The 19,645-nt window shown below is 58.0% G+C and carries 17 protein-coding genes; 11 read left to right on the forward strand and 6 right to left on the reverse strand.

What is annotated here, in order from left to right; all coding sequences use genetic code 11:
- Window positions 1-3 precede the first annotated feature (3 nt).
- The 10 genes from ABVT35_RS03930 (at window position 4) to ABVT35_RS03975 (ending at window position 11,852) form a co-directional block, all read left to right on the forward strand.
- Complete coding sequence (locus tag ABVT35_RS03930) at window positions 4-564, forward strand: TRAP transporter small permease (RefSeq protein ID WP_368464971.1); 561 nt, start codon at window positions 4-6, stop codon at window positions 562-564.
- Window positions 561-1,856 carry a TRAP transporter large permease gene (locus ABVT35_RS03935; RefSeq protein ID WP_368464972.1) on the forward strand — a complete coding sequence of 432 codons (1,296 nt, stop codon included), beginning with the start codon at window positions 561-563 and terminating at the stop codon, window positions 1,854-1,856. Before ABVT35_RS03930 ends, ABVT35_RS03935 begins: the two co-directional genes overlap by 4 nt.
- Window positions 1,856-3,739 carry a bifunctional sugar phosphate isomerase/epimerase/4-hydroxyphenylpyruvate dioxygenase family protein gene (locus ABVT35_RS03940; protein WP_368464973.1) on the forward strand — a complete coding sequence of 628 codons (1,884 nt, stop codon included), beginning with the start codon at window positions 1,856-1,858 and terminating at the stop codon, window positions 3,737-3,739. The genes ABVT35_RS03935 and ABVT35_RS03940 overlap by 1 nt, the downstream gene beginning before the upstream one ends.
- The gene (locus ABVT35_RS03945; protein WP_368464974.1) at window positions 3,736-4,551 is read left to right on the forward strand and encodes a citryl-CoA lyase; all 816 of its coding nucleotides are present in this window, start codon (window positions 3,736-3,738) and stop codon (window positions 4,549-4,551) included. The genes ABVT35_RS03940 and ABVT35_RS03945 overlap by 4 nt, the downstream gene beginning before the upstream one ends.
- Window positions 4,552-4,581: 30 nt before the next feature.
- Window positions 4,582-5,757, forward strand: coding sequence for a Gfo/Idh/MocA family protein (locus ABVT35_RS03950; RefSeq protein ID WP_368464975.1), 1,176 nt, complete (start codon window positions 4,582-4,584; stop codon window positions 5,755-5,757).
- Window positions 5,738-6,400 (forward strand): hypothetical protein, encoded by a 663-nt coding sequence (locus tag ABVT35_RS03955; protein ID WP_368464976.1) that lies wholly within the window; start codon window positions 5,738-5,740, stop codon window positions 6,398-6,400. The genes ABVT35_RS03950 and ABVT35_RS03955 overlap by 20 nt, the downstream gene beginning before the upstream one ends.
- Before the next feature lie 2 nt (window positions 6,401-6,402).
- Entirely contained in the window at window positions 6,403-7,593 is a 1,191-nt protein-coding gene (locus ABVT35_RS03960; RefSeq protein ID WP_368464977.1) for a Gfo/Idh/MocA family protein, read from the forward strand.
- Between the two features lie 170 nt (window positions 7,594-7,763).
- Window positions 7,764-8,642, forward strand: a complete 879-nt coding sequence (locus tag ABVT35_RS03965) for a sugar phosphate isomerase/epimerase family protein (RefSeq protein ID WP_368464978.1) — start codon at window positions 7,764-7,766, stop codon at window positions 8,640-8,642.
- A gap of 25 nt (window positions 8,643-8,667) precedes the next feature.
- Window positions 8,668-10,077, forward strand: a complete 1,410-nt coding sequence (locus tag ABVT35_RS03970) for an aldehyde dehydrogenase family protein (protein ID WP_368464979.1) — start codon at window positions 8,668-8,670, stop codon at window positions 10,075-10,077.
- On the forward strand, window positions 10,077-11,852 hold the full coding sequence (locus ABVT35_RS03975) for a thiamine pyrophosphate-binding protein (RefSeq protein WP_368464980.1): 1,776 nt from the start codon (window positions 10,077-10,079) through the stop codon (window positions 11,850-11,852). The genes ABVT35_RS03970 and ABVT35_RS03975 overlap by 1 nt, the downstream gene beginning before the upstream one ends.
- A gap of 589 nt (window positions 11,853-12,441) precedes the next feature.
- On the opposite strand, the gene ABVT35_RS03980 is transcribed toward ABVT35_RS03975, so the two are convergent.
- The 6 genes from ABVT35_RS03980 to ABVT35_RS04005 all read right to left on the reverse strand — a co-directional run bounded on the left by ABVT35_RS03980 (window position 12,442) and on the right by ABVT35_RS04005 (window position 18,664).
- The gene (locus tag ABVT35_RS03980) at window positions 12,442-13,251 is read right to left on the reverse strand and encodes an NAD-dependent epimerase/dehydratase family protein (RefSeq protein ID WP_368464981.1); all 810 of its coding nucleotides are present in this window, start codon (window positions 13,249-13,251) and stop codon (window positions 12,442-12,444) included.
- Window positions 13,239-14,156, reverse strand: coding sequence for a hypothetical protein (locus ABVT35_RS03985; protein WP_368464982.1), 918 nt, complete (start codon window positions 14,154-14,156; stop codon window positions 13,239-13,241). The genes ABVT35_RS03980 and ABVT35_RS03985 overlap by 13 nt, the downstream gene beginning before the upstream one ends.
- Before the next feature lie 47 nt (window positions 14,157-14,203).
- Window positions 14,204-15,199: a substrate-binding domain-containing protein gene (locus ABVT35_RS03990; RefSeq protein ID WP_368464983.1), complete on the reverse strand. Its 996-nt coding sequence runs from the start codon at window positions 15,197-15,199 to the stop codon at window positions 14,204-14,206.
- A gap of 37 nt (window positions 15,200-15,236) precedes the next feature.
- Window positions 15,237-16,229: an ABC transporter permease gene (locus tag ABVT35_RS03995; RefSeq protein WP_368464984.1), complete on the reverse strand. Its 993-nt coding sequence runs from the start codon at window positions 16,227-16,229 to the stop codon at window positions 15,237-15,239.
- Window positions 16,226-17,797 carry a sugar ABC transporter ATP-binding protein gene (locus ABVT35_RS04000; RefSeq protein WP_368464985.1) on the reverse strand — a complete coding sequence of 524 codons (1,572 nt, stop codon included), beginning with the start codon at window positions 17,795-17,797 and terminating at the stop codon, window positions 16,226-16,228. The genes ABVT35_RS03995 and ABVT35_RS04000 overlap by 4 nt, the downstream gene beginning before the upstream one ends.
- Window positions 17,798-17,992: 195 nt before the next feature.
- A complete protein-coding gene (locus ABVT35_RS04005; RefSeq protein WP_368464986.1) occupies window positions 17,993-18,664 on the reverse strand; it encodes a GntR family transcriptional regulator in 672 nt (223 codons plus the stop codon).
- Between the two features lie 105 nt (window positions 18,665-18,769).
- On the opposite strand from ABVT35_RS04005, the gene ABVT35_RS04010 reads away from it, so the two are divergent.
- Window positions 18,770-19,639 (forward strand): SMP-30/gluconolactonase/LRE family protein, encoded by an 870-nt coding sequence (locus ABVT35_RS04010; protein ID WP_368464987.1) that lies wholly within the window; start codon window positions 18,770-18,772, stop codon window positions 19,637-19,639.
- Window positions 19,640-19,645: the final 6 nt, after the last annotated feature.

The following is a 19,645-nucleotide window of genomic DNA, read 5'->3' on the forward strand; positions in this document are numbered from 1 at the left end:
CAGATGACTGGACCAATCAAATGGTTTACACGTGGCGTAGAGTTCATCGCCGCCGCCATGTTGGCGGCGATGTTCATCACATTTCTCTTGCAGATTTTCTCGCGTTACGTCCTCTTGACGCCTTTCGGATGGACGCTGGAGCTGTGCCTGACCCTCTGGGTCTGGATCGTCTTTTTCGGTTGCGCATTCATGGTTCGCGAAAGAGATCACGTGACATTCGACATATTCTATCTTGCCGCACCGCGTCGCATTCGACAAATGCTCGCGTTGATTTCCGCGGCGGCGATCGTGATCGGCATGGGTTGGGCGCTGTTGCCCACCTGGGATTACATCGACTGGATGAAGATTCGAAAGACCACGACGATCGTGAACCCGTTCACCGGCGTCAAGATCCCCATGCGGACGATCTTCTCGATTTACGCGATCTTCATGGTCGCACTGATTGTTCGCTATGCCTGGCGGTTCATCGACGTTTTCCGCAATGGCCCGCCCGACGAAGACCACGAAATCCCGGGGCATGAATCCGAACCGCCGGCTCTGCGCCACGGGGAGGATGTGGTATGAGCATTGAACTGGCTGCCTGCCTCTTCACCCTGTTTGCGCTGGCCGGCATCGGCACGCCTATCGGATACTCGATTATCCTAGCCTCGGTGGTCTATCTGGGTCTTGCCGGACTGGATGTGGCTCTTGCGGGCGAAAAAATCCTGCAGGGTCTTTACAAGAGCTTCGTTCTGCTCGCCGTGCCGCTGTTCATCGTCGCCGCCAACATCATGAATGCCGGAACGATCTCGGACCGGCTGCTGAATTTCTGCGTCGCCGCAGTCGGCCGCTTCAGGGGCGGACTCGGTCACGTCAACGTCGTTGCCTCGCTTATCTTTTCCGGAATGTCGGGTTCGGCCGTGGCTGATGCCGCGGGTATCGGCAAGATCATCATCGAGATGATGACCAAAGACAACCGCTATAGCCGCGGCTATGCGGCTGCGATTACAGCAGCCACCGCCACAATCGGTCCGATCATTCCGCCGTCGATCCCGATGGTGCTATATGCGCTGGTATCGAACAGTTCAATCGGCGCCCTTTTCCTTGCCGGCATCTTGCCCGGACTGGTCATGGGAGGTGTGCTGATGGGTATGAACACATACATCTCGACCAAGCGCGGCTTCGCGATGGAAGATCCGGTGCCGCTTGTTGAACTGCCCAGGATCACCGCCAATGCCTTTCCGGCACTGCTGATGCCGGTTATTCTGCTCTACGGAATTTACGGTGGCGTGACGACCCCAACCGAGGCCGCTGCCGTGGCCGCATTTTATGCGCTCTTGCTGGCTGCGGTGTTCTACCGTGCCTTGTCGGTCAAGTCTCTCTACAAGATCCTCGTGGAAAGCGCCCGTTCTTCGGCGGCGGTCGGCGTGGTCATCGGCGGGGCGCTGATCCTGAATTTCATCGTCGTGTCAGAGAACATCCCGGGCATGATGTCAGATGCCCTGGTGGGCATTGATGTACATCCGCTGGTCTTCCTGCTGGGCGTCAACCTGCTGGTCCTGGTCCTGGGCTGTGTGCTGGACGCAACAACGATCATCCTGGTGATCGTTCCGCTGTTCATTCCCGCCTGCAAGGAATTGGGGATCGATCTGGTGCATTTCGGCGTACTGGTGGTCGTCAACTCGATGATCGGGCTCATCACGCCTCCCTACGGCATCCTGCTTTTTGTGATCAATGCCGTGACGGGCATTCCGCTGAAGGAAATCATCGGCGAGGTGTGGGCATTTCTCGGCGTTCTGATCGCGGCTCTGCTGTTCCTGATCCTCGTGCCGGATGTGGTTCTCTGGCTGCCGCGAGTATTCGGATATCAGGGTTGATGCGGCTGACAATCGCGACCACCTCTGTTCCCGGCGACCTGCCGACCAAGCTTGAGACAATCGCCGGGGCAGGCTTTCACGGCATCGAACTCTACGAACCGGACCTGACCGGGTGCGCGCACTGCCCGGCAGATGTGGGCAAACTGGCAAGAGAGTTCAACCTGACGATCGACCTGTTTCAGCCGTTCCACGATTTTGAGGGATTGGCCGGCACCTCGCGCGATCGGGCCTTCGACCGGCTGGAACGAAAACTCGATTTGATGCAGGAAGTGGGCGCAACCACGCTCCTCGTCGGCACGTCGACCCATCCCGATGCCAGCGGCGAACGGGGACCCATCCTTACAGACCTTGCGGAGCTGGCGGATCGCGTCGGCAAGCGGCAGATCCGGGCGGCTGTGATCGCGCTGCCGTGGGCAAGGCACATCCAGACGGAGATGCAGGTGCTGAATCTTGTCGAACAGGTGGACAGCCCGCATCTTGGAATTGCCGTCAACAGCTTCTTTTCGCTCGCGGACGGTTCAATGCCCGCCAGGCTGAGGGATATTCCGGGCGCGCGGATTTTCCACGTGCAGCTGTCGGATGCGCCAGCGCTTGATTTTGATATCCGTAAACTGAAACGCTTGTTTGGAATGCTGCCGGGTCAAGGAGGGCTGAACCTCGGCGGGTTTGTCCGCGTCCTTGCCAAAGCCGGGTACAAGGGACCCTGGTCCCTGGCACGCATTCACGACAGTGCGCAGATAGGCGGAGGCACATTCGCCCGTGACGGCTACCGGGCTCTGGTGACCGTGCTTGATGAGGTGTCCGCTCAGGAGCCCGCCCTACCGGCCCCGGTGCCGGACCTTCCGCCGCGTGTCTACCCCACGGGATTTGAATTCATAGAGTTTGCCGCCGACGCGGAATCCGGAGCTAGGCTGAAAGACATGCTCGGCGCGATGCATTTCAGAATGGAGCGGAAGCATATCGCTAAATCGGTGGAGCTTTGGCGTCAGGGCGCCATCAACCTGGTGGTCAACACGGAAACCGAGGGATTCGCCGCCGAAGCATTCGCGAACCACGGTCCATCGGTGTGCGACATGGGTCTAAGGGTGAAGGACGCCGGCCAGACGGTCGCCCGCGCGACCGCGCTCGGCACGCCGCAGTTTTCGCAGCCGGTCGGCACCGGCGAACTCGATATACCGGCGATCAAGGGCGTCGGGGGAAGTGTTGTCCATTTCATCGATGAGAAGTCGGACCTGCACCGTGTGTGGGACATCGAATTCGACGTGGTGCCGAAGGCCGAAGCCGTTCAGCCGGCGGGCCTCAGGCGCATCGACCATGTTGCCCAGACGATGCGGTACCAGGAGATGCAAAGCTGGCTGACCTATTACACATCGACCTTCGAGATGCGGAAAAGCTCGGTGGTCGATGTTGCTGATCCGTCCGGTATCGTGCTGAGCCAGGCGATCGCCAGTCCCGAAGGCGAGGTGCGGCTCAATCTCAACGGGGCTGGCGAGCGACGGACCTTTGCGGGCGCTTTCCTGGCAGATCGCTTCGGAGCCGGAGTCCAGCACATCGCGTTCCTGACCGACAACATCTTCGAGACATCGGATCAACTTGCGGCAACCGGTTTTGAACGGCTGGCGATCTCACCCAACTACTATGTCGACCTGCAGGCGACCTTCGGTCTCGATGACGCGTTCGTATCGCGCTTGGAAGCAGGCAATATTTTATATGATCGCGACGGATCTGCTGAATATCTCCAGATCTACAGCGCGCCGATTTTCGAAGGATTCTTCTTCGAGATCGTCGAGCGACGCAAGGGTTACCAGGGCTACGGCGCGCGCAACGCACCGATACGGCTGGCAGCGCAGATGCACCATCAACAATACAGGCTAAAGACATGACCGACGGCGACGACACGGCTGCCATTCGCAACTGGTGGCGGACTTCCATCATCGACATGAAACCCGGCCGCATAGCGTTTCGCGGTTCACCGATCGAAGAGCTGATCGGAAACGTCGGTTTTACCCAGATGATCTGGTTGATGGTGTGTGGTGATCTGCCGAGCAGGGAACAGGCCGACCTGCTGGAATGCGCGCTGGTTGCGGGTGTCGACCATGGGCCGCAGGCCCCGTCCATTGCGGCCGCCCGAATGGCAGCCACCTGTGGCGTGGGTTTGAACAATGTCATGGCGACCGGCGTCAACATGCTCGGCGATGTGCACGGCGGTGCAGGGGAGCAATGCGCTGAGCTTTATTTCGATATAGACGGCCGCATCGGCCAGGGCCAGCAACTGAACGAAGCGGTTGCGGATGCGCTTGCTGCCTGGCGCGAGGTTCACGGCAAGATCGTTTCCGGCTTCGGACACCGGTTTCACAAGCCGGTCGATCCGCGGGCACCGCGCTTGATGGCATTGGTGCGCCAAGCCGCGGATGCCGGTACGGTATCGGGACGATTTGCTGACATCGGAGAAGCGGTACAAGCGGAAATTGGCCGCCAAAGGGGCACGCCGATCGCCATGAATATCGACGGGGCCACGGCGGTGATCTTTTGTGAACTGGGTTTTCCGGCGCCCCTGTCGCGCGGTCTCTTCTGTCTGTCGCGCTCGGTTGGAATCCTCGCTCACGGATGGGAGCAGATGCAACAGGGTGGGCGGAACAAGGGACCGATGCCGCCATCATTCCTGCCGTTTTATCAGGCCGATCGGGTCGATTGAGGGGATCTTCTGCAGCTTGTGGAGCATAATATGCAGCCGCTGAGAATAGGCGTTATCGGCTGCGGCCGTATCAGCGACATCTATTTCACCACCCTTGCCAGGTACGACGCCGTCAGGATCACCGCCTGCGCCAGCCTGGACATGGAAGAAAGCCGATTGAAGGCGGTGCAGTACAACATTCCGAAGGCCTGCACACCGCAGGACATTTTCGCAGATCCGGATATCGATTGCGTCCTGAACCTGACAATTCCCACCGCGCATGCCGAGATCAGCCTTAAGTCGCTTGAATCAGGCAAGCATGTTTATTCAGAAAAGCCGTTTGTATCCGATATGAGTGACGGGCGGTTGGTGCTGCAAAAGGCGGCTGAAAAGGGTCTCATGGTCGGCAATGCGCCCGACACGTTTCTTGGCGGCCGTTGGCAGACAGTGCGCAAGCTCCTCGACACCGGAGCAATCGGCAGACCCACTGGCGTAGCAGCATTCGTCGGGTCGCACGGCACCGAACGCCATCACCCGAATCCGGATTTTTACTATCGCAACGGCGGCGGCCCGATGTTTGACCTGGGACCGTATTATCTGACCGCCATGGTTTTTTTCCTTGGCCCGATCACCCGGGTGGCCGGTATGTCGAACCGCGCATTCGACAAGCGCATGATCGAAAACGGGCCACGAAACGGCGAATGGATGCAGGTCGACGTCGACACGCATGTGCAGGGCATGCTGGAATTCGCCTCCGGCGCCATCGGATCGATCACTATGAGCTTCGACATCTGGGACAGCGAAATGCCCCGCCTGGAGATTTATGGAGAAAACGGCACGATATGCATTCCGGATCCTGATCCAGTGCATGGCGCGAATGTTTTTGAAGGTGAAGTGTTGTACCGCACCCGCGAGACCTCTCGCTGGTCCCACAAACCGCGGGCCACCGGGCGGGAGAGCTGGCAGGTCGCCGAAAACGGCCACGGGCTGAATGAAGACAACCGTGGCATCGGCCTTGTCGACATGGCCTATGCCATACACGAGAACCGTCCGCCGCGTGCTTCCGGTGAACTGGCGTATCACGTGCTTGAAGTCATGACCGGCATTCTCGACAGCCATGGAGCCGGCCGGTTTGCACAAATATCAAGCCGCTGTGCAGTGCCTGAGCCGCTGCCGCAGATTTTTCCCACGACAAAAGCTGAGAATCATGCCCGTCCAGAGCCTTGATATCGCCGAACCGTTTTTTTCCGTCAGGGTGATCGAAAACGTAAAAAGCCATCCGATAACCGGCAAAACCATCGTCCTCAATCTGTCGGAATCCCCGATCGCCGTGCAAAAGCAGACACTGGCGCATCTGCAGTCTGCTATCATTGTCGATACGGTTATCGAGCCGGTCGATCATGCGGTTGTGATAGAGCGGATTGCCGATTACGAGGACGAGGACGCGCTGTTTCAACGGGTCAGGGAAACCTGGCCGTCAGCTTTTAAGGTGCGCGGCGAGGAACGGTTGCGCGGCGTCAGCCACTACATGTCGCCAAAGGTGTGGATCGGCAAGTACGGTTTCACCTTCTACCATTCGGGATCGGTACCGTTGAACGTCGGACTGCACCGCGACCACGCATTTTGCCCGGTACCCGGCTTCCGCGAGGTGCATACTCAAATTGTCGGTTTCGGCAAGATGCAGCAATGCCGTGAACGCGACGTTGACACACTCTATCTGGAGGAGCCGATGGCGCCGGGTGCGACCCACCGCCCGATGTATGACGCGAACGGCAATTATCCGTGGCACCAGTTCGAGACCATAACGCCAAGCATCTTCATGGCAGTGGAGATGTTGCCGGATGGTGCGATGCCACCGCAGGGAGTTTGAAAATGACCGGCACACTGCTTCCCGAAATGCTTTTTTTTGACGGACCGTTTCCACGCATTTCTCGGCGTCTGCGGCTCGGGATCGTCGGTGGCGGTCGCATTTCCGGCATGCAGGCAACCGCTGCACGCCTGACCGACCGGTGGGATGTGGTTGCAGGCGCACTGTCGTCAGATCCGGGGCAGGCGAAGGCGAGGGGTGCCGAACGGTATCTTCCGCAAGACAGGTGCTACGCGTCGTTTGAGGAAATGGCCATAGCCGAAGCCGCGCGGCCGGATGGCGTTGACGCGGTCATGATCACAACCCCAAACCATCTTCACCACGCCGCGGCCAAGGCATTTCTGAACGCCGGCATCGATGTGCTGTGCGACAAACCGCTGACCAATGAGATGTCAGAAGCCAAGGAACTGGTTCTGCTGGCGGGCGAGACCGGTCGCGTCTTCGGTGTATCCTACACCATGTCCTGCTTCCCGATGATCCGGCAGGCCCGTGAGATCGTGGCGGACGGACAGATCGGACGGATCAACCAGATCCATGTCGAGTTCATGCAGGACTGGATGATTCCCGATTCAGTTGCTGACGCGCCGCATGTCAAATGGCGGCTTGATCCGTCAAAGTCCGGGCGCACGAGTTGTACCGGTGACATAGGCACCCATGCGGCTCATTTGGCGAGCTTCGTATCGGGTCTTGCCATGACCCATCTTCGTGCCGAAATGCATGTCTGCGGGGCGCCGAAACCCCTTGAGGATACTGTGTTCATGATGACGCGGTATGAAGGCGACGTGCCGGGAACGCTGATGGCGACGCGTCTGGCGCCGGGAAACCGCGGCGGGCTTCGATTGCGGGTGTTCGGATCCGAAGGCGGGCTGGAATGGGACCTCGAAAAGTCCGAAGTCCTCAAATTCAACCGTTTTGGCGAAGCCGACCGGATCATCAGCCGCGGCCACGGGCACGGCGTATCGGCGCGAACGGAACGCCTGGTACAGACCGCCAGGGGTTTTCCGGAAGGGATCATTGAAGCCTGGGCCAATCTTTACACCGAGTTCGCTCTGGCTGTCGCGGCGAGGCGCGATGGACTGTCTGTTCCTGACGACTGGCTCGGCATGCCACGTGTTGCCGACGGCGCCAGGGGAGTCCGCTTCATCGAAGCGACGGTGCGATCGCACAATGGCGGCGGTGCATGGGTTGCCGTCTAACGGTCTGCCATCCAATCTGTCCCACAAATATTCACTTTATTCCGTCTGCACTGGTTGCCGGTTTGAGGCCGCCCGCAAGATTCCGGGTTGATGTTTTTAATAATATCTGATATTTTTTATTTTATAAGTTGATATGGATAATATCCGGCCTTTTGCCAGGGGATTCAGAAATGCTCAACAGCCGATCAGAGCATGGTGATCAGCCGCTTTATTCGCTGGCACACCTGACCCTGATCGGATGCACCCCGCCCGAACTTGTCTACATTGCCGCGCGCGCCGGATATGACGCAGTGAGTCCCCGTTTCATTCCGATGAATGTACCGGGGGAATTCAGCCAGTCGCCGATTGACAAATCACAGGTGCAGGCAACCAGGACAGCGCTCGAAACGACCGGCCTGAAGGTGCTCGATATCGAGCTGGCGCGCATCACGGAGGATTGCGATCCGCGCAGCTTCGCGCCGGCACTGGAACTGGGCGGGAACCTTGGCGCTGAACGCATGATCATGAGTGCGTGGACCAATTCCCGGGACGACCGCAACTTTCTGGTCGATGTCTATGCCGAAACCTGCGATCTGGCCGCACCGTACGGTTTGACGGTGGATCTGGAGTTTCCGTCATTTTCGCGGTTGCGTACCCTGGACGAAGCGTTGGATATTGTACGTGCCGCGGACCGCCCGAATGCGGGAATTCTTGTCGACACGCTTTATCTCCATCTCAGCCGCGTGGACATCGGCGAATTGCTGCATGTTCCGCCCGAGCTTCTCCACTTTCTGCACATTTCAGATTGTCTGCCGGGCATTGCCGATACCCGGGAAGGCATGATCCAGCTGGCGCGCGATGCGCGGCTTTACCCCGGCGAGGGGTGGATCGATTTCACCGGCATTATCGAGCGCATTCCTCCAGTCGACTATTCCATCGAACTGCCCAATCAGAGCCGCCTGGCGGAACTCGGTTTCGAGGAGCATGCGCGCCGTTGCCTGAACCACGCCAAGAAAACATTCGGATCCGTCCGATCGAAACGACGCGAGATCAGCCAGATCGCGGCTTGATCACAACATTCAATTGAGGAAAAGCATGGCCAGAGAACTGACTGAGGAAGAACGCCAATTTGCCGCCGATATGCTGACACGCGCCCGCGCTGCAATGGCGGAAATCGAGGACTGGAGCCAGGAGAACCTGGACCGGCTGGCGCAGGCCATCGGCTGGTATGCCGGCAACGAAGCAACCTTCACCAGGCTGGCACAGATGGGTGTCGACGAAAGCGGAATTGGTGACCGGGAGGGCCGGCCAGCAAAGCGATTCAAGATTTACGGCGTGCTCCGGGACGCGCTGCGCCAGAAATCGACTGGCATCGTCGAGGTGAACGAGAACAAGGGCATCGTCAAATATGCCAAGCCGGCGGGCGTCATTGCTTCGCTGATCCCGATGACCAATCCGGCGCTGACGCCGCCGGTCACCGGAATCTATGCCGCCAAGGCCCGCGACGCCGTAATCTTTTCGCCGCATCCGCGTTCCGCGGCCACCACTTTCGAGATGGTTGAAGTCATGCGCGCGGCCTGCCGCGCCGTTGGAGCGCCTGAAGACCTGTTCCAGGCTGTCCGCAAACCGTCCATTCCTCTGACCCAGCATCTCATGGCAATCTGCGACCTGACGCTGGCCACCGGTGGCAAGCCGATGGTAAAGGCGGCCTATTCGTCTGGCCGGCCCGCCTATGGTGTCGGCGCCGGCAATTCCTCCATCGTCATTGACGAAACGGCCGACATCGAGATCGCCGCGGCCAACTCGCGCATGTCGAAGACGTCCGATTTCGGTTCGGGCTGTTCGGCGGACGGCAACATTATCATCCAGAAATCCGTGTACGATCAGATGGTGGCGGCGCTGCAAGCCGAGGGCGGCTATCTCTGCAGTGCTGAAGAAAAAGAGATGCTCAAGAACGCCATGTGGGACGAAAAGGGTAACCGGACCTTTCCAACCATCGCCTGTCGTCCCCAACAAACGGCCGAAGTTGCCGGATTCTCTATTCCCGATGATCGCAAGTTTCTGATGGTCGACAACCAGGGTCAGATCGGCCCCGAGCACCAGTTCTGCAAGGAAAAGCTGACGACACTGATGGCGCTTTATCACTTCGAGACTTTTGACGAGGCTCTCGACACGGTGCGGGCCATTTACAGTGTCGGCGGCAAGGGACACTCCTGCGGCATCTACAGCCACAATGACGATCACATCGATGCCCTCGCACGTGTCGCCCCGGTCAGCCGCATGATGGTGCGCCAGCCGCAATCGAAAGCCAATGCCGGCAGCTTCACCAACGGCATGCCCATGACATCCTCCCTGGGCTGCGGGATCTGGGGCGGCAACATCACCAACGAAAACGTCAATCTCAAGCATTTCATGAACTACACATGGGTCAGCAGGCCGATTCCCGAAGACCGGCCTTCCGATGAAGAACTCTTCGGCGAATTCTTCGGGCGGGAGGTTGCGTAATGAAGGACACAGCTGACAGGACCGTTGCCGAACACCTGGTCGATTATCTCGAACAGCGCGGTGTTGAGCACGTCTTCGGGCTTTGCGGCCACACCAACATTGCCGTTCTGGCGGCCATGGCAGACAGCCCGATCGACTTCGTGACGGTCCGTCACGAGCAGATCGCCAGCCACGCGGCAGATGCCTATGCACGCGTGCAGGGCAGGGCATCCGTCGTGCTGTCGCACCTGTCGCCAGGCCTTACGAACTGCGCCACGGGCGTTGCCAATGCCGCACTCGACTGTATCCCGATGGTGGTGATTGCCGGCGACATCCCTTCCCATTATTACGGCAAGCACCCGCATCAGGAGGTTAACCTGCATGCGGACGCCGCGCAGTGGGAGATTTATCGTCCCTTTGTCAAGCGCGCCTGGCGCGTGGACCGGGCCGATCTGATGGCGGAAATCCTCGAAAAGGCATTCCAGCTCGCCGAAAGCGGTCAGCCGGGACCGGTGTTGGTGAACGTTCCGATGGATATTTTTTCCGCGCGCATCCCGTCGGACAGTTTCGACCGGGTCGCCACCAACACGCGGGCACTGGTCAAGCCGTCGATCGATGATGAAACCGCAAGAAAGATCGTCACAGCGCTTGCCGAAGCCGAGCACCCGGTGGTCTACGCCGGCGGTGGCGTTCTGCTTGCCCGGGCGTCCGAGGAATTGCGTGCGTTCGCAGAACATATGGGATTACCGGTTGCCCATTCGCTCATGGGCAAGGGCTGTCTGCGCGACGACCATCCGCTGGTCCTCGGCATGACCGGTTTCTGGGGCACGGATCTCGTCAATCAAAGCTGTCTCGAAGCCGACTGGCTGTTTGCCGTCGGCACCCGTTTCAAGGAAGCGGACTGCTCGAGCTGGTATCCGGGCTACACCTTCAACATTCCCGGTACGAAGGTCATTCACCTCGACATCGAGCCGTCGGAAATCGGCCGCAACTATCCCACCGAGATCGGTGTTGTTGCCGACCTGAAGTCGGCCTTGCAGGTTCTGAATCGGGTGGCAAGGGAAGTTTACCCCGATGGGTTTCGGAAGCCGGCGCTGGAACAGAAGATTGCCGCCTTCCGTGAAGAGTTCAAATCAGGCAACCGCGAGATGGCGACATCTTCGGCCTTTCCGATGATGCCGGAACGCATTCTTGCCGATACCCGCAAGGCACTGCCGGATGACGCGATCATCACGACCGATGTCGGATGGAACAAGAATGGCGTCGGACAACAATTCGATGTCCTGACGCCGGGTTCGATCCTGACGCCGGGCGGATTTGCCACCATGGGTTTCGGCCCTCCGGGTGCGATCGGTGCCAAACTCGCAGCCCCTGACCGCGTTGTCATCAGCCTCGTCGGCGACGGCGGCTTCGGTCAGAATCCTTCGATGCTGGCAACCGCAGTGGAGCGCGGCCTCGCCATCGTCTGGCTGGTCATGAACAACAACGCGTTCGGGACGATCGCCGGCCTGCAGAAGGCCCATTACGGTCTTACCTACGGCACCACGTTTCCAGGTTCACCCGACGCGCCGACAAATGGTCCCGGCTATGCCGAGATAGCCCACGCCTACGGTGCCGAAGGCATCCGAATATCGTCCGCCGATGAGCTGCTGCCGGCCTTGCAGGCGGCGATCGCCGGCGGCAAGCCGACCGTGCTCGATGTGCCGATGATCAACAATCCGACACCGACCACCGGCCACTGGAATATTCTGGACATCTATTCACCGGACCGGGATGTATCGCATGTGTCTACCTGAAGCAGGCAAGGTGTGAGGAACAGGTAAGACCGGAATCGATGCTCAAGAAAAAAACTGCTTCATCTCCGGCCGAACGTCTGTTGGCGCACCTCGAAATTCAATCCTTCACAGGCAATAGGACTGGATTGCCAAAATGAGAGTGGCAAACGCCTTGTTCGGTTTGTTTGCGTGCCGAGTATCCTGATCCGGTGGTTGATCACTATTTTCTCAAATCGCTGATATTGTTGATTATTCAACGGCATTTCATTCATCGCTGTCCGTAACTGTTGTCCAGCAATCACAATTGACGGTACATTTTGATATGGCGAAACTGTCTGATGGATCAGGGTTTCACCTATTTTTTGTTTTCAAAAGACAAATATGCAAAATTCACCGTTTACCCGGCAACGATGCAGTACTGACGGTGCGCTGAGTGTCGAACGCAGGAAGATCGACGCATTGTTTCAGAGCAATCTGGCCTGAGTTAGCGCCCACCGTGGCCGGCAGAACCCGTAACATCCAAGCTGTGCGTGTAAATATATGTTCCCGGCAAATCGAACGGTTTCGAGGAATGCGTGCCTATCCGCTGCCATTTCCCAAGTCCACCGAACTACCAGTCAGGAAAAACGCGGCTAAATGCGCGGGGCAGGGAAAACGTTGCCACCTTGCAAAGCCAGGATTTGATCCGGATCTGCAGATTGAGTGAAGGGGAACCGCCGTCTTCCGGTTCAAATCCGATCAGCTGTTTTGTTTCGGAAATGTCCCACCGCATGCCGCGGTTGTTGGACATCAGATTCACGGCGGCGAAGTTGACGTCCCGGGCCGTGATGGCCGCCAGAACGCCTTTGAGGTAATCCCGGTCGCTCAACCACATTTCCTGGCCCCATTGACCCATCGCCATGTGGGGACCCGGTTGGTTGTCGTGCGTCCATTGTGTCCAGCCGATGCGCAGGCAAATGACCGAAAGGCCTCTGCATTTCGCAAAATATTCGCCGGTTCTTTCGCAAAACAGTTTTGACATTCCGTAGGCATTAACCGGCCCGGGCGGCGTTTGGCCGTTCAGTTGATCGTCGGTGAACCTTTTATCGCCATGAATCCAGTTCGAGCTCGCCAGTACGACGCGCGAAACGCCTCTTGCCGCTGCATGATGGTAGAGGGCAAGCGTGGCGTCCATGTTGTTCCGGATGCTTGACTCCCATGAGGCTGCGGGCTCCCGGTCTCCTGCGAGATGAACGATGACGTCAACATCCTCAAAATGCTCTGCCCAGGCGGGGGCGCCGCCAAAGTCGGCCATGTGAATTTGCGGGTGATCGACCGGGCGGATGTCCAGTCCGCTGACCGTGAATTCCGGCCGGGTTTCCAGAAAATCGAAAAGTTTTCGGCCGAGGTGCCCGCCTGCGCCGGTGACTAGGACATGCATCTCAGCAGCTCCTGTTCCGCGGGTGTAAAATCTTCTCCAGGGCGCCCATCTGATCCCGACCAGATTTTAAAGTTCTGCATGAATCCGGTGCTTTCACCGGGCTTCAGATCCTTCGCCGGCGCATGCCATTCGGCTTCGCAATAGAAATAATCACCGGAGTTGAAGACTTCGAATTCGTGACCATGTGCAAATCTATCACCTTTGGCGGGAGCCGGAGTTGTACACACGATCCAGGCCGGGTTTTCTGTGTGCGCGAGTGCCATGAACACTCTGCCGGCGGAATTGTTCATACCCACTTTGAACTCTTTTGCCTCGTTGCAGTTGAAGATCGCAAAGGGTGCGCGCTTTTTGCTGAATCCGTCAGCGTTCCCGAACACGGATCTGATGTCTGCATTCTGGCCGATTTCTAGACCAATCCGTGTCGGGTGGTTGAGCATCAGCACCGACCAAATTCCCGTCAGGCGCTCGGCGGTCCCGCAGTTGCGCACTTCGTGTTGCAGGTTCCAATTGGTTGAAGAGTTCAGGGTGATGCGTCTTTCGATCTCGAGCCCTGTCAGCGGGCAGACCTCACTTTGCATGGTCACTTGCCGCCCGTCTCTGGCGGTTATTCTGTAGGGGGCTGAATCCAGGACTGGAAAGGGCGCGCCATTGACCCATGCGCTGTCCGGCGCGATCCAGGTTTTCTCTCCGCCCCAGAGCGGGAACTTGAACTGCGGTGATTTCGTCGGCAGATCGGTCAGGCGTTTCAGTTTTGGGATCTGTTCGGCAAGATCCGGATTCTGGAATAGCAGTGAGCGACCGGAATAAACAACGTCCCAAAGCCTGCCGCCGATACCGGGCAAGACCACCAGTTTCAGATCGCCTAAGGACAGTTCAATGGTCTGCCAGATATCGTTCATGGGCATTTACAGCTTTCGCCCGGTGCGCGTTGCGGCGCACCGGGACAGCCAGATCAGTGTTTGAACTGAGAGACATTCGCCTGTGTGATCGGCATAACGCCGGTTTCAACGCGTTCAGGCAACGGATTGATGCCGGCTGCACGCCAGTCGGGAAGAACTTTCAGGCCGTCGGTGTTCTGCCAGTGCATCATGTGGAACGCCAGGAAGATCTCGAGATAAGATTTTTGGGCAACCGCACCGGTGATCGTTCCGTCCTCGATATAGGGCAGCATATCATCGTTTCGGTCCATTGCGACGATCTTGATATCACCGGCCCGGCCCGCCTCATGAACAGCGATTGCGGCACCCTTGCCACTATCCCCGTCCGTACCCCCAATGCCTACGACCTCTGGGTTTGCCTGAATGGCCTGAAGATAGGCAGTCGGTGCATAGGATGGATCCGCCTTGTCATTCACGACGTCGACCACTTCGATTTCGGGGTACTTTTCGGCAAATATCTGTTTGTAGCCTTCGACGCGTTCCAAAGTCGATGGAGCGGGGAAGGTGCCCAAAATGACCTTGCCTTTGCCGCCGATGGCCTGCGCCAGCATTTCTCCGCCAACACGACCCGCCTGAACGCCATTGATGCCCAGGAAACTGGACCGTGGACTGCCCGGTATGTCGCCGATGCATGTGGTGATGGGAATTCCGGCTTCGACGGCCCTTTCGACGCCCGGCGCCAGAGTGGCCGGATCGCCCGGGAAGATCAGGATGCCGGCGGGGCGGCGGGCAATCAGCTCATCGAGTTGACGGGCCTGTGCGGCAGTGTCGAAGTCAAGCGGACCGGTGAAAGTCGCCTTGATGCCCATGAGTTCTTCCAGGTCCTTCATGGCATTGCGGTAGTCAACCCAGAAGGGGACCTGGGTCACAATGGACAGGAACACGTACTCCTTGCCGGCTGCTTCTGCTCGGGCTTCATCCGTGAGCCCCGGCAATCCGAATGCGCTGGCAAGCCCAGCGGCGGTTCCCGCGGCAAGAAGATTGCGTCTGTTTATGTGTAATTCGGTCAATGTGACCTCCCTTTTGTGGTGGTTGATGGAAATATTTTCAGTCGCGCCGGCTGCGGATCAGCATGTCGAGCGCAACGGCGCTGACGAGGACGGCTCCGATGACGATCATCTGCCAGTAGATCGACACGGCAAGCATGGTCATGGAGTTGTTGATGAGGGCGACGAAGACGACGCCGAGGAATGCGCCGAGGATTGTGCCTTCTCCGCCACGAAGGGATGCGCCGCCGATGACCGCGGCCGCAAGCACCTGAAGTTCTATGCCGTTGCCGGCCGTGGGCGTTCCACTCATCAGGCGCGACGCCAGCAATATGCCGGCCAGCGCCGCCAATACACCGGTGAGCACATAAGCAATGATGCGGACACGGTTGACGTGAATGCCGGACAGCATGGCTGCTTTTTCATTGGCCCCGATGAAATAGACCTGGCGGAAGAAGCGTGTGTGTCGCACCGCAAGATCGAATATGATGACGAGTGCAAGAGTCAGGATGACAAGCACCGGGAAACCGCCAAGACTCGCCTTGCCGACCCAGGCAAATTCGGGCGGCAGACTTGAAAGCGAAAAACCTTCGGTCAGCACGAGTGCAATGCCGCGCGCGATGGACATTGTGCCAAGCGTGGCGATGAGCGGGTTTATGCCCAATCCGGTTACGAGCAGACCATTGGCAAGGCCGGCGACCGCGCCAAGCAGCAGCCCGCAAATGACTGCCATTGGTATGTCCATCCCTGACAGCATCAGCATTGCAACAACGGTGGACGAAAGCGCCATGACGGATCCGACCGACAGGTCGAAGCCGCCCGATGCCAGAAGGATTGCCATACCGATGACAATGACAGCCGTCGGCGCCATGCCGACCGACAGCGCCCGAAAATTCGACAATGACAGGAAGTACGGATTGAGATTCGCCATCACGATGATGATCACGGCGATCATGACGATCAAGGTCAGTTCGCGAACGTCGATGAACGCCCTCAAAATCCGTTGAACAGCGGATTTTCTTCCGGAATGTTCGGTACTGATAGCGATGGTCACGACAATATTCCTTTTTTGACCGGGTGTTCGGGTTCATGTGCCATCGGCAGACCGGCAGCCATCTGCAGGAGACTGTCCTCGGTGGCATCGCGCGCGGCGACCTCGCCGGACACCCGGCCTTCGTGAATCACCAGGATCCGACTGGACAAGGAAACGAGTTCGGGAAAGTCCGATGATACGACGATGATCGCCATGCCCTCGGCGGCCCGGCGTTGCAGTTCGGTGTGAATTTGGAATTTTGCACCGACATCCACGCCCTTTGTCGGCTCTTCAACGATCAGTAGATCCGGAACACGCTCGAGCCATTTGGCCAGCATAATCTTCTGCTGGTTACCACCTGAAAGTGCGCCAATCTTTTCCGCAGGCCCACGGGTTTTAACGCTGAAGGCGTCTATCGCTCCTTGGCTGGCTTTCAGAACGGATCCCTCGCGCACAATGCCAAGGGCTGTGTGCTTTTCGAGGCTCGCAGCAACAAGATTTGCGCTCAGCGCATCGTTCAGAAACAAGCCTTCGGTCTTGCGTTCTTCCGGTACAAAACCAATGCCGGCTCGCATGGCGCTGCGAATCGATGAAAACGCGACTTCGTTGCCATTCAACAGGACGCGCCCGCTGTGTCCGTGAGTCAAACCGACCAGGGCGCGCATGATTTCGCTGCGACGCGAACCCAACAGGCCCGCGATGCCGAGGATTTCCCCTTTGTGCACCGAAAACGATACGTCATTGAAATGATCTGCGTGGGTCAACCCTTGAACGCTCAGGATTTCTTCGCCCGACCGGTGTTCCGATCGATCGACATCACCCGGATGCGCCCCCCCGATCATTTCGCTGACGACTTGCGCCTGAGACGTGTCGCCGGTCGCCTTTGTGCTGATTTTCCTGCCGTCCCTTAAAACGGTTATCCGGTCGGAAATCTCGAAAATCTCGGACATGTGATGGCTGACATAGACAATGGCGATGCCTTTTTGCGTGAGCTTGCGCAAGACTGCGAACAGGGATTCGACTTCGTCCGGTGTGAGCGCCGAAGTGGGCTCATCAAGCAGGAGGATCTGCGAATTCATGGAAAGCGCCTTGGCGACTTCCACGATCTGCCTTGTGCTTATCGGCAGACTGTCCACGGGTCGGGAGACGTTGATGGAAATGTCGAATTCGGCGAGAAGCGCCTCGGCACGGAGCTTGAGTTCACGCCACTCGACCACACCAAAACGCGATGGTGCGCGGCCTGCAAAAATGTTCTCGGCAACTGAAAGTGAGCCTGCCAGGCTGAGTTCCTGAAAGACACAGCCGATCCCCAGCGACTGCGCATGGGATGGGCTGTCGATGCGAACCGGTTGGCCGTTTCTCAGGACAGACCCGTCTGTCGGTTGATGCAGCCCGTACAGAAGCCCCAGGCATGTCGACTTTCCGGCGCCGTTTTCGCCGACCAGCGCATGGATTTCGCCTGGTTGCAGTTCAAAGTCGATGTGTTCCAGCACGACGTTCGATCCGAAAGTCTTTTTGACATCGGACAGGCTGAGTACTGGTTCCGCGGAGATTGTTCCGGAACCTGTCTGAACAGATTCTAGCAGCATGTGGTTCCTCCCGGCGCTATATTGGTATCTGATATCTCAGATGTCAATAGCGAATAATTGCGCCTTTCGACCGGGATGTATTTTTGGCCGTTAGGGGGAGGGGACGCCTTGTCGTGGCTGAAACACAGATCACCGCCGCGTCACCGGCTTGGCGCCGGCGTCGCTCTAAAAGATCTGATCTTTCAGATTGTAGTTCTAGAAAGCGGCGGCTTGTTCGCTGCCCTTGGTCGCAATGGAATAGGCCTGCCTCGTCCGGTCGATATGTTCGACCAGCAGCTTTCGGATTTCCGGCATATTTCCGTTGCGCACCGCCTTGGCTAGCATCTTGTGCTCTTTGAACGAGAGCTGTGTGTGTTGCGGCAGGTTCGACAAATGTGTGCGCAATGCAGCGATCTTGCCGACAAATCTGGAGTAGCTTGCGGACAGGTAATCGTTTCCGCAGTGTTTGAATATCAATTGATGAAACAGAGTGTCGAGGGCGAGATACTCGTGCATGTCGCCTCGCTTGTGTGCGGCTGCCATATCTTTCACGACCTGGTCCATCTCTCGGGCCAGCGCATCGGGATTGCGTGCCAGCGCAAGTTCGAAAGCAGCCGTTTCGATCGCCTGCCGAAAGTCGCAAATCTGCGCAACTTCACTTTCGCTCAGGGAAAAAACCCGGGCGCTCTTCTGAGGCTCGATGATGACAAGACCCTCATCGTGAAGTTGTGCCAACGCCTCACGCACGGGCGACTTCGAGACGCCGAGTTCTTCGGAAATTCCGCGCTCCGACAGTGCCTGCCCCATCTTCAACGTGCCGTCGACGATGCTGTTGCGCAGATGCTCCAGAGCGAGCTCCTTGAGGGACTTCGGCCGGACAATAGACATTTTTGCTCCTGAAAATAACTGTTGCAAAACTCATAATATCTGATACACCAGATAATGCAATGTGGTATATCAGATACCAGTTGAGTTTATTTAGGAGGATATGCGTTGCGCGCTGCGCTCGTTCTTGACTGCAAAAACCAGCATGGTGAAGGGATCTTCTGGAACCCTGAGGACGGCCGTGTCTGGTGGACAGATATCGAGGGGCGCGCGATCTGGTCATTTGATCCGGCGCACAACACAAGCATGTCCTTTCCCATGCGGGACCGCGTGTGTTGTTTCGCTCCCAGACAAAATGGCGGGCTTATTGTTGCGTTTGCCGACCGTGTTTCGCTGTTTAATCTGGCAACCGATGAAGAAGTAACGATCGCCGAATACCAGCCTGAAAACCCGGAAACGAGGTTGAACGATGGCCGTACGGACCGACAGGGACGTTTTATCCTGGGCGGCATGAACGAAAAAACCGGCACCGCAGACGCCGATGTGCTTCGCATTGACCCGGATCTTTCAGTCACCAGGCTGTTCGGCGGCGTGTCCTGCGCAAACTCCACCTGTTTTTCACCCGATGGCTCGGTCATGTATTTTGCCGACACACCCGAACGCGAAATCGTCGCTTTTGACTATGACGCCGCTGCCGGCACCATATCGGAACGGCGCGTTCACAGTTCGTTTAAAGAAGAGCCCGGCCTTCCTGACGGATCGTGTGTCGATGCCGAAGGCGGCGTATGGAATGCCGAGTGGGAAGGGCACCGCGTCGTGCGTGTTGCACCGGATGGTCAAATTGACCGGGTCATAGAAGTGCCGGTCTGGAAGCCGACCTGTTGCGCCTTCGGCGGAGCCGAACTGGATACGCTTTTTATCACATCGTCCCGGCTCATGAGCGACGAGGATGCACTGGCCAGGGAACCGCAATCCGGCGGCCTCTTTGCCGTCAAACCTGGAGTGGTTGGAGTCTTGGACACACCATTCCGTGGCTAATATCCA

This window comes from Hoeflea sp. TYP-13 (assembly GCF_040932035.1).
Lineage (GTDB): Bacteria > Pseudomonadota > Alphaproteobacteria > Rhizobiales > Rhizobiaceae > Hoeflea_A.

Coding starts and splice junctions, on each gene's coding strand:
- ABVT35_RS03955 (WP_368464976.1), top strand. CDS start 5,738: ATGCCCGTCCAGAGCCTTGATATCGCCGAACCGTTTTTTTCCGTCAGG.
- ABVT35_RS04005 (WP_368464986.1), bottom strand. CDS start 18,664: ATGTCTATTGTCCGGCCGAAGTCCCTCAAGGAGCTCGCTCTGGAGCAT.
- ABVT35_RS03975 (WP_368464980.1), top strand. CDS start 10,077: ATGAAGGACACAGCTGACAGGACCGTTGCCGAACACCTGGTCGATTAT.
- ABVT35_RS03980 (WP_368464981.1), bottom strand. CDS start 13,251: ATGCATGTCCTAGTCACCGGCGCAGGCGGGCACCTCGGCCGAAAACTT.
- ABVT35_RS03965 (WP_368464978.1), top strand. CDS start 7,764: ATGCTCAACAGCCGATCAGAGCATGGTGATCAGCCGCTTTATTCGCTG.
- ABVT35_RS03960 (WP_368464977.1), top strand. CDS start 6,403: ATGACCGGCACACTGCTTCCCGAAATGCTTTTTTTTGACGGACCGTTT.
- ABVT35_RS04000 (WP_368464985.1), bottom strand. CDS start 17,797: ATGCTGCTAGAATCTGTTCAGACAGGTTCCGGAACAATCTCCGCGGAA.
- ABVT35_RS03935 (WP_368464972.1), top strand. CDS start 561: ATGAGCATTGAACTGGCTGCCTGCCTCTTCACCCTGTTTGCGCTGGCC.
- ABVT35_RS03945 (WP_368464974.1), top strand. CDS start 3,736: ATGACCGACGGCGACGACACGGCTGCCATTCGCAACTGGTGGCGGACT.
- ABVT35_RS03950 (WP_368464975.1), top strand. CDS start 4,582: ATGCAGCCGCTGAGAATAGGCGTTATCGGCTGCGGCCGTATCAGCGAC.
- ABVT35_RS03930 (WP_368464971.1), top strand. CDS start 4: ATGACTGGACCAATCAAATGGTTTACACGTGGCGTAGAGTTCATCGCC.
- ABVT35_RS03940 (WP_368464973.1), top strand. CDS start 1,856: ATGCGGCTGACAATCGCGACCACCTCTGTTCCCGGCGACCTGCCGACC.
- ABVT35_RS03985 (WP_368464982.1), bottom strand. CDS start 14,156: ATGCCCATGAACGATATCTGGCAGACCATTGAACTGTCCTTAGGCGAT.
- ABVT35_RS03970 (WP_368464979.1), top strand. CDS start 8,668: ATGGCCAGAGAACTGACTGAGGAAGAACGCCAATTTGCCGCCGATATG.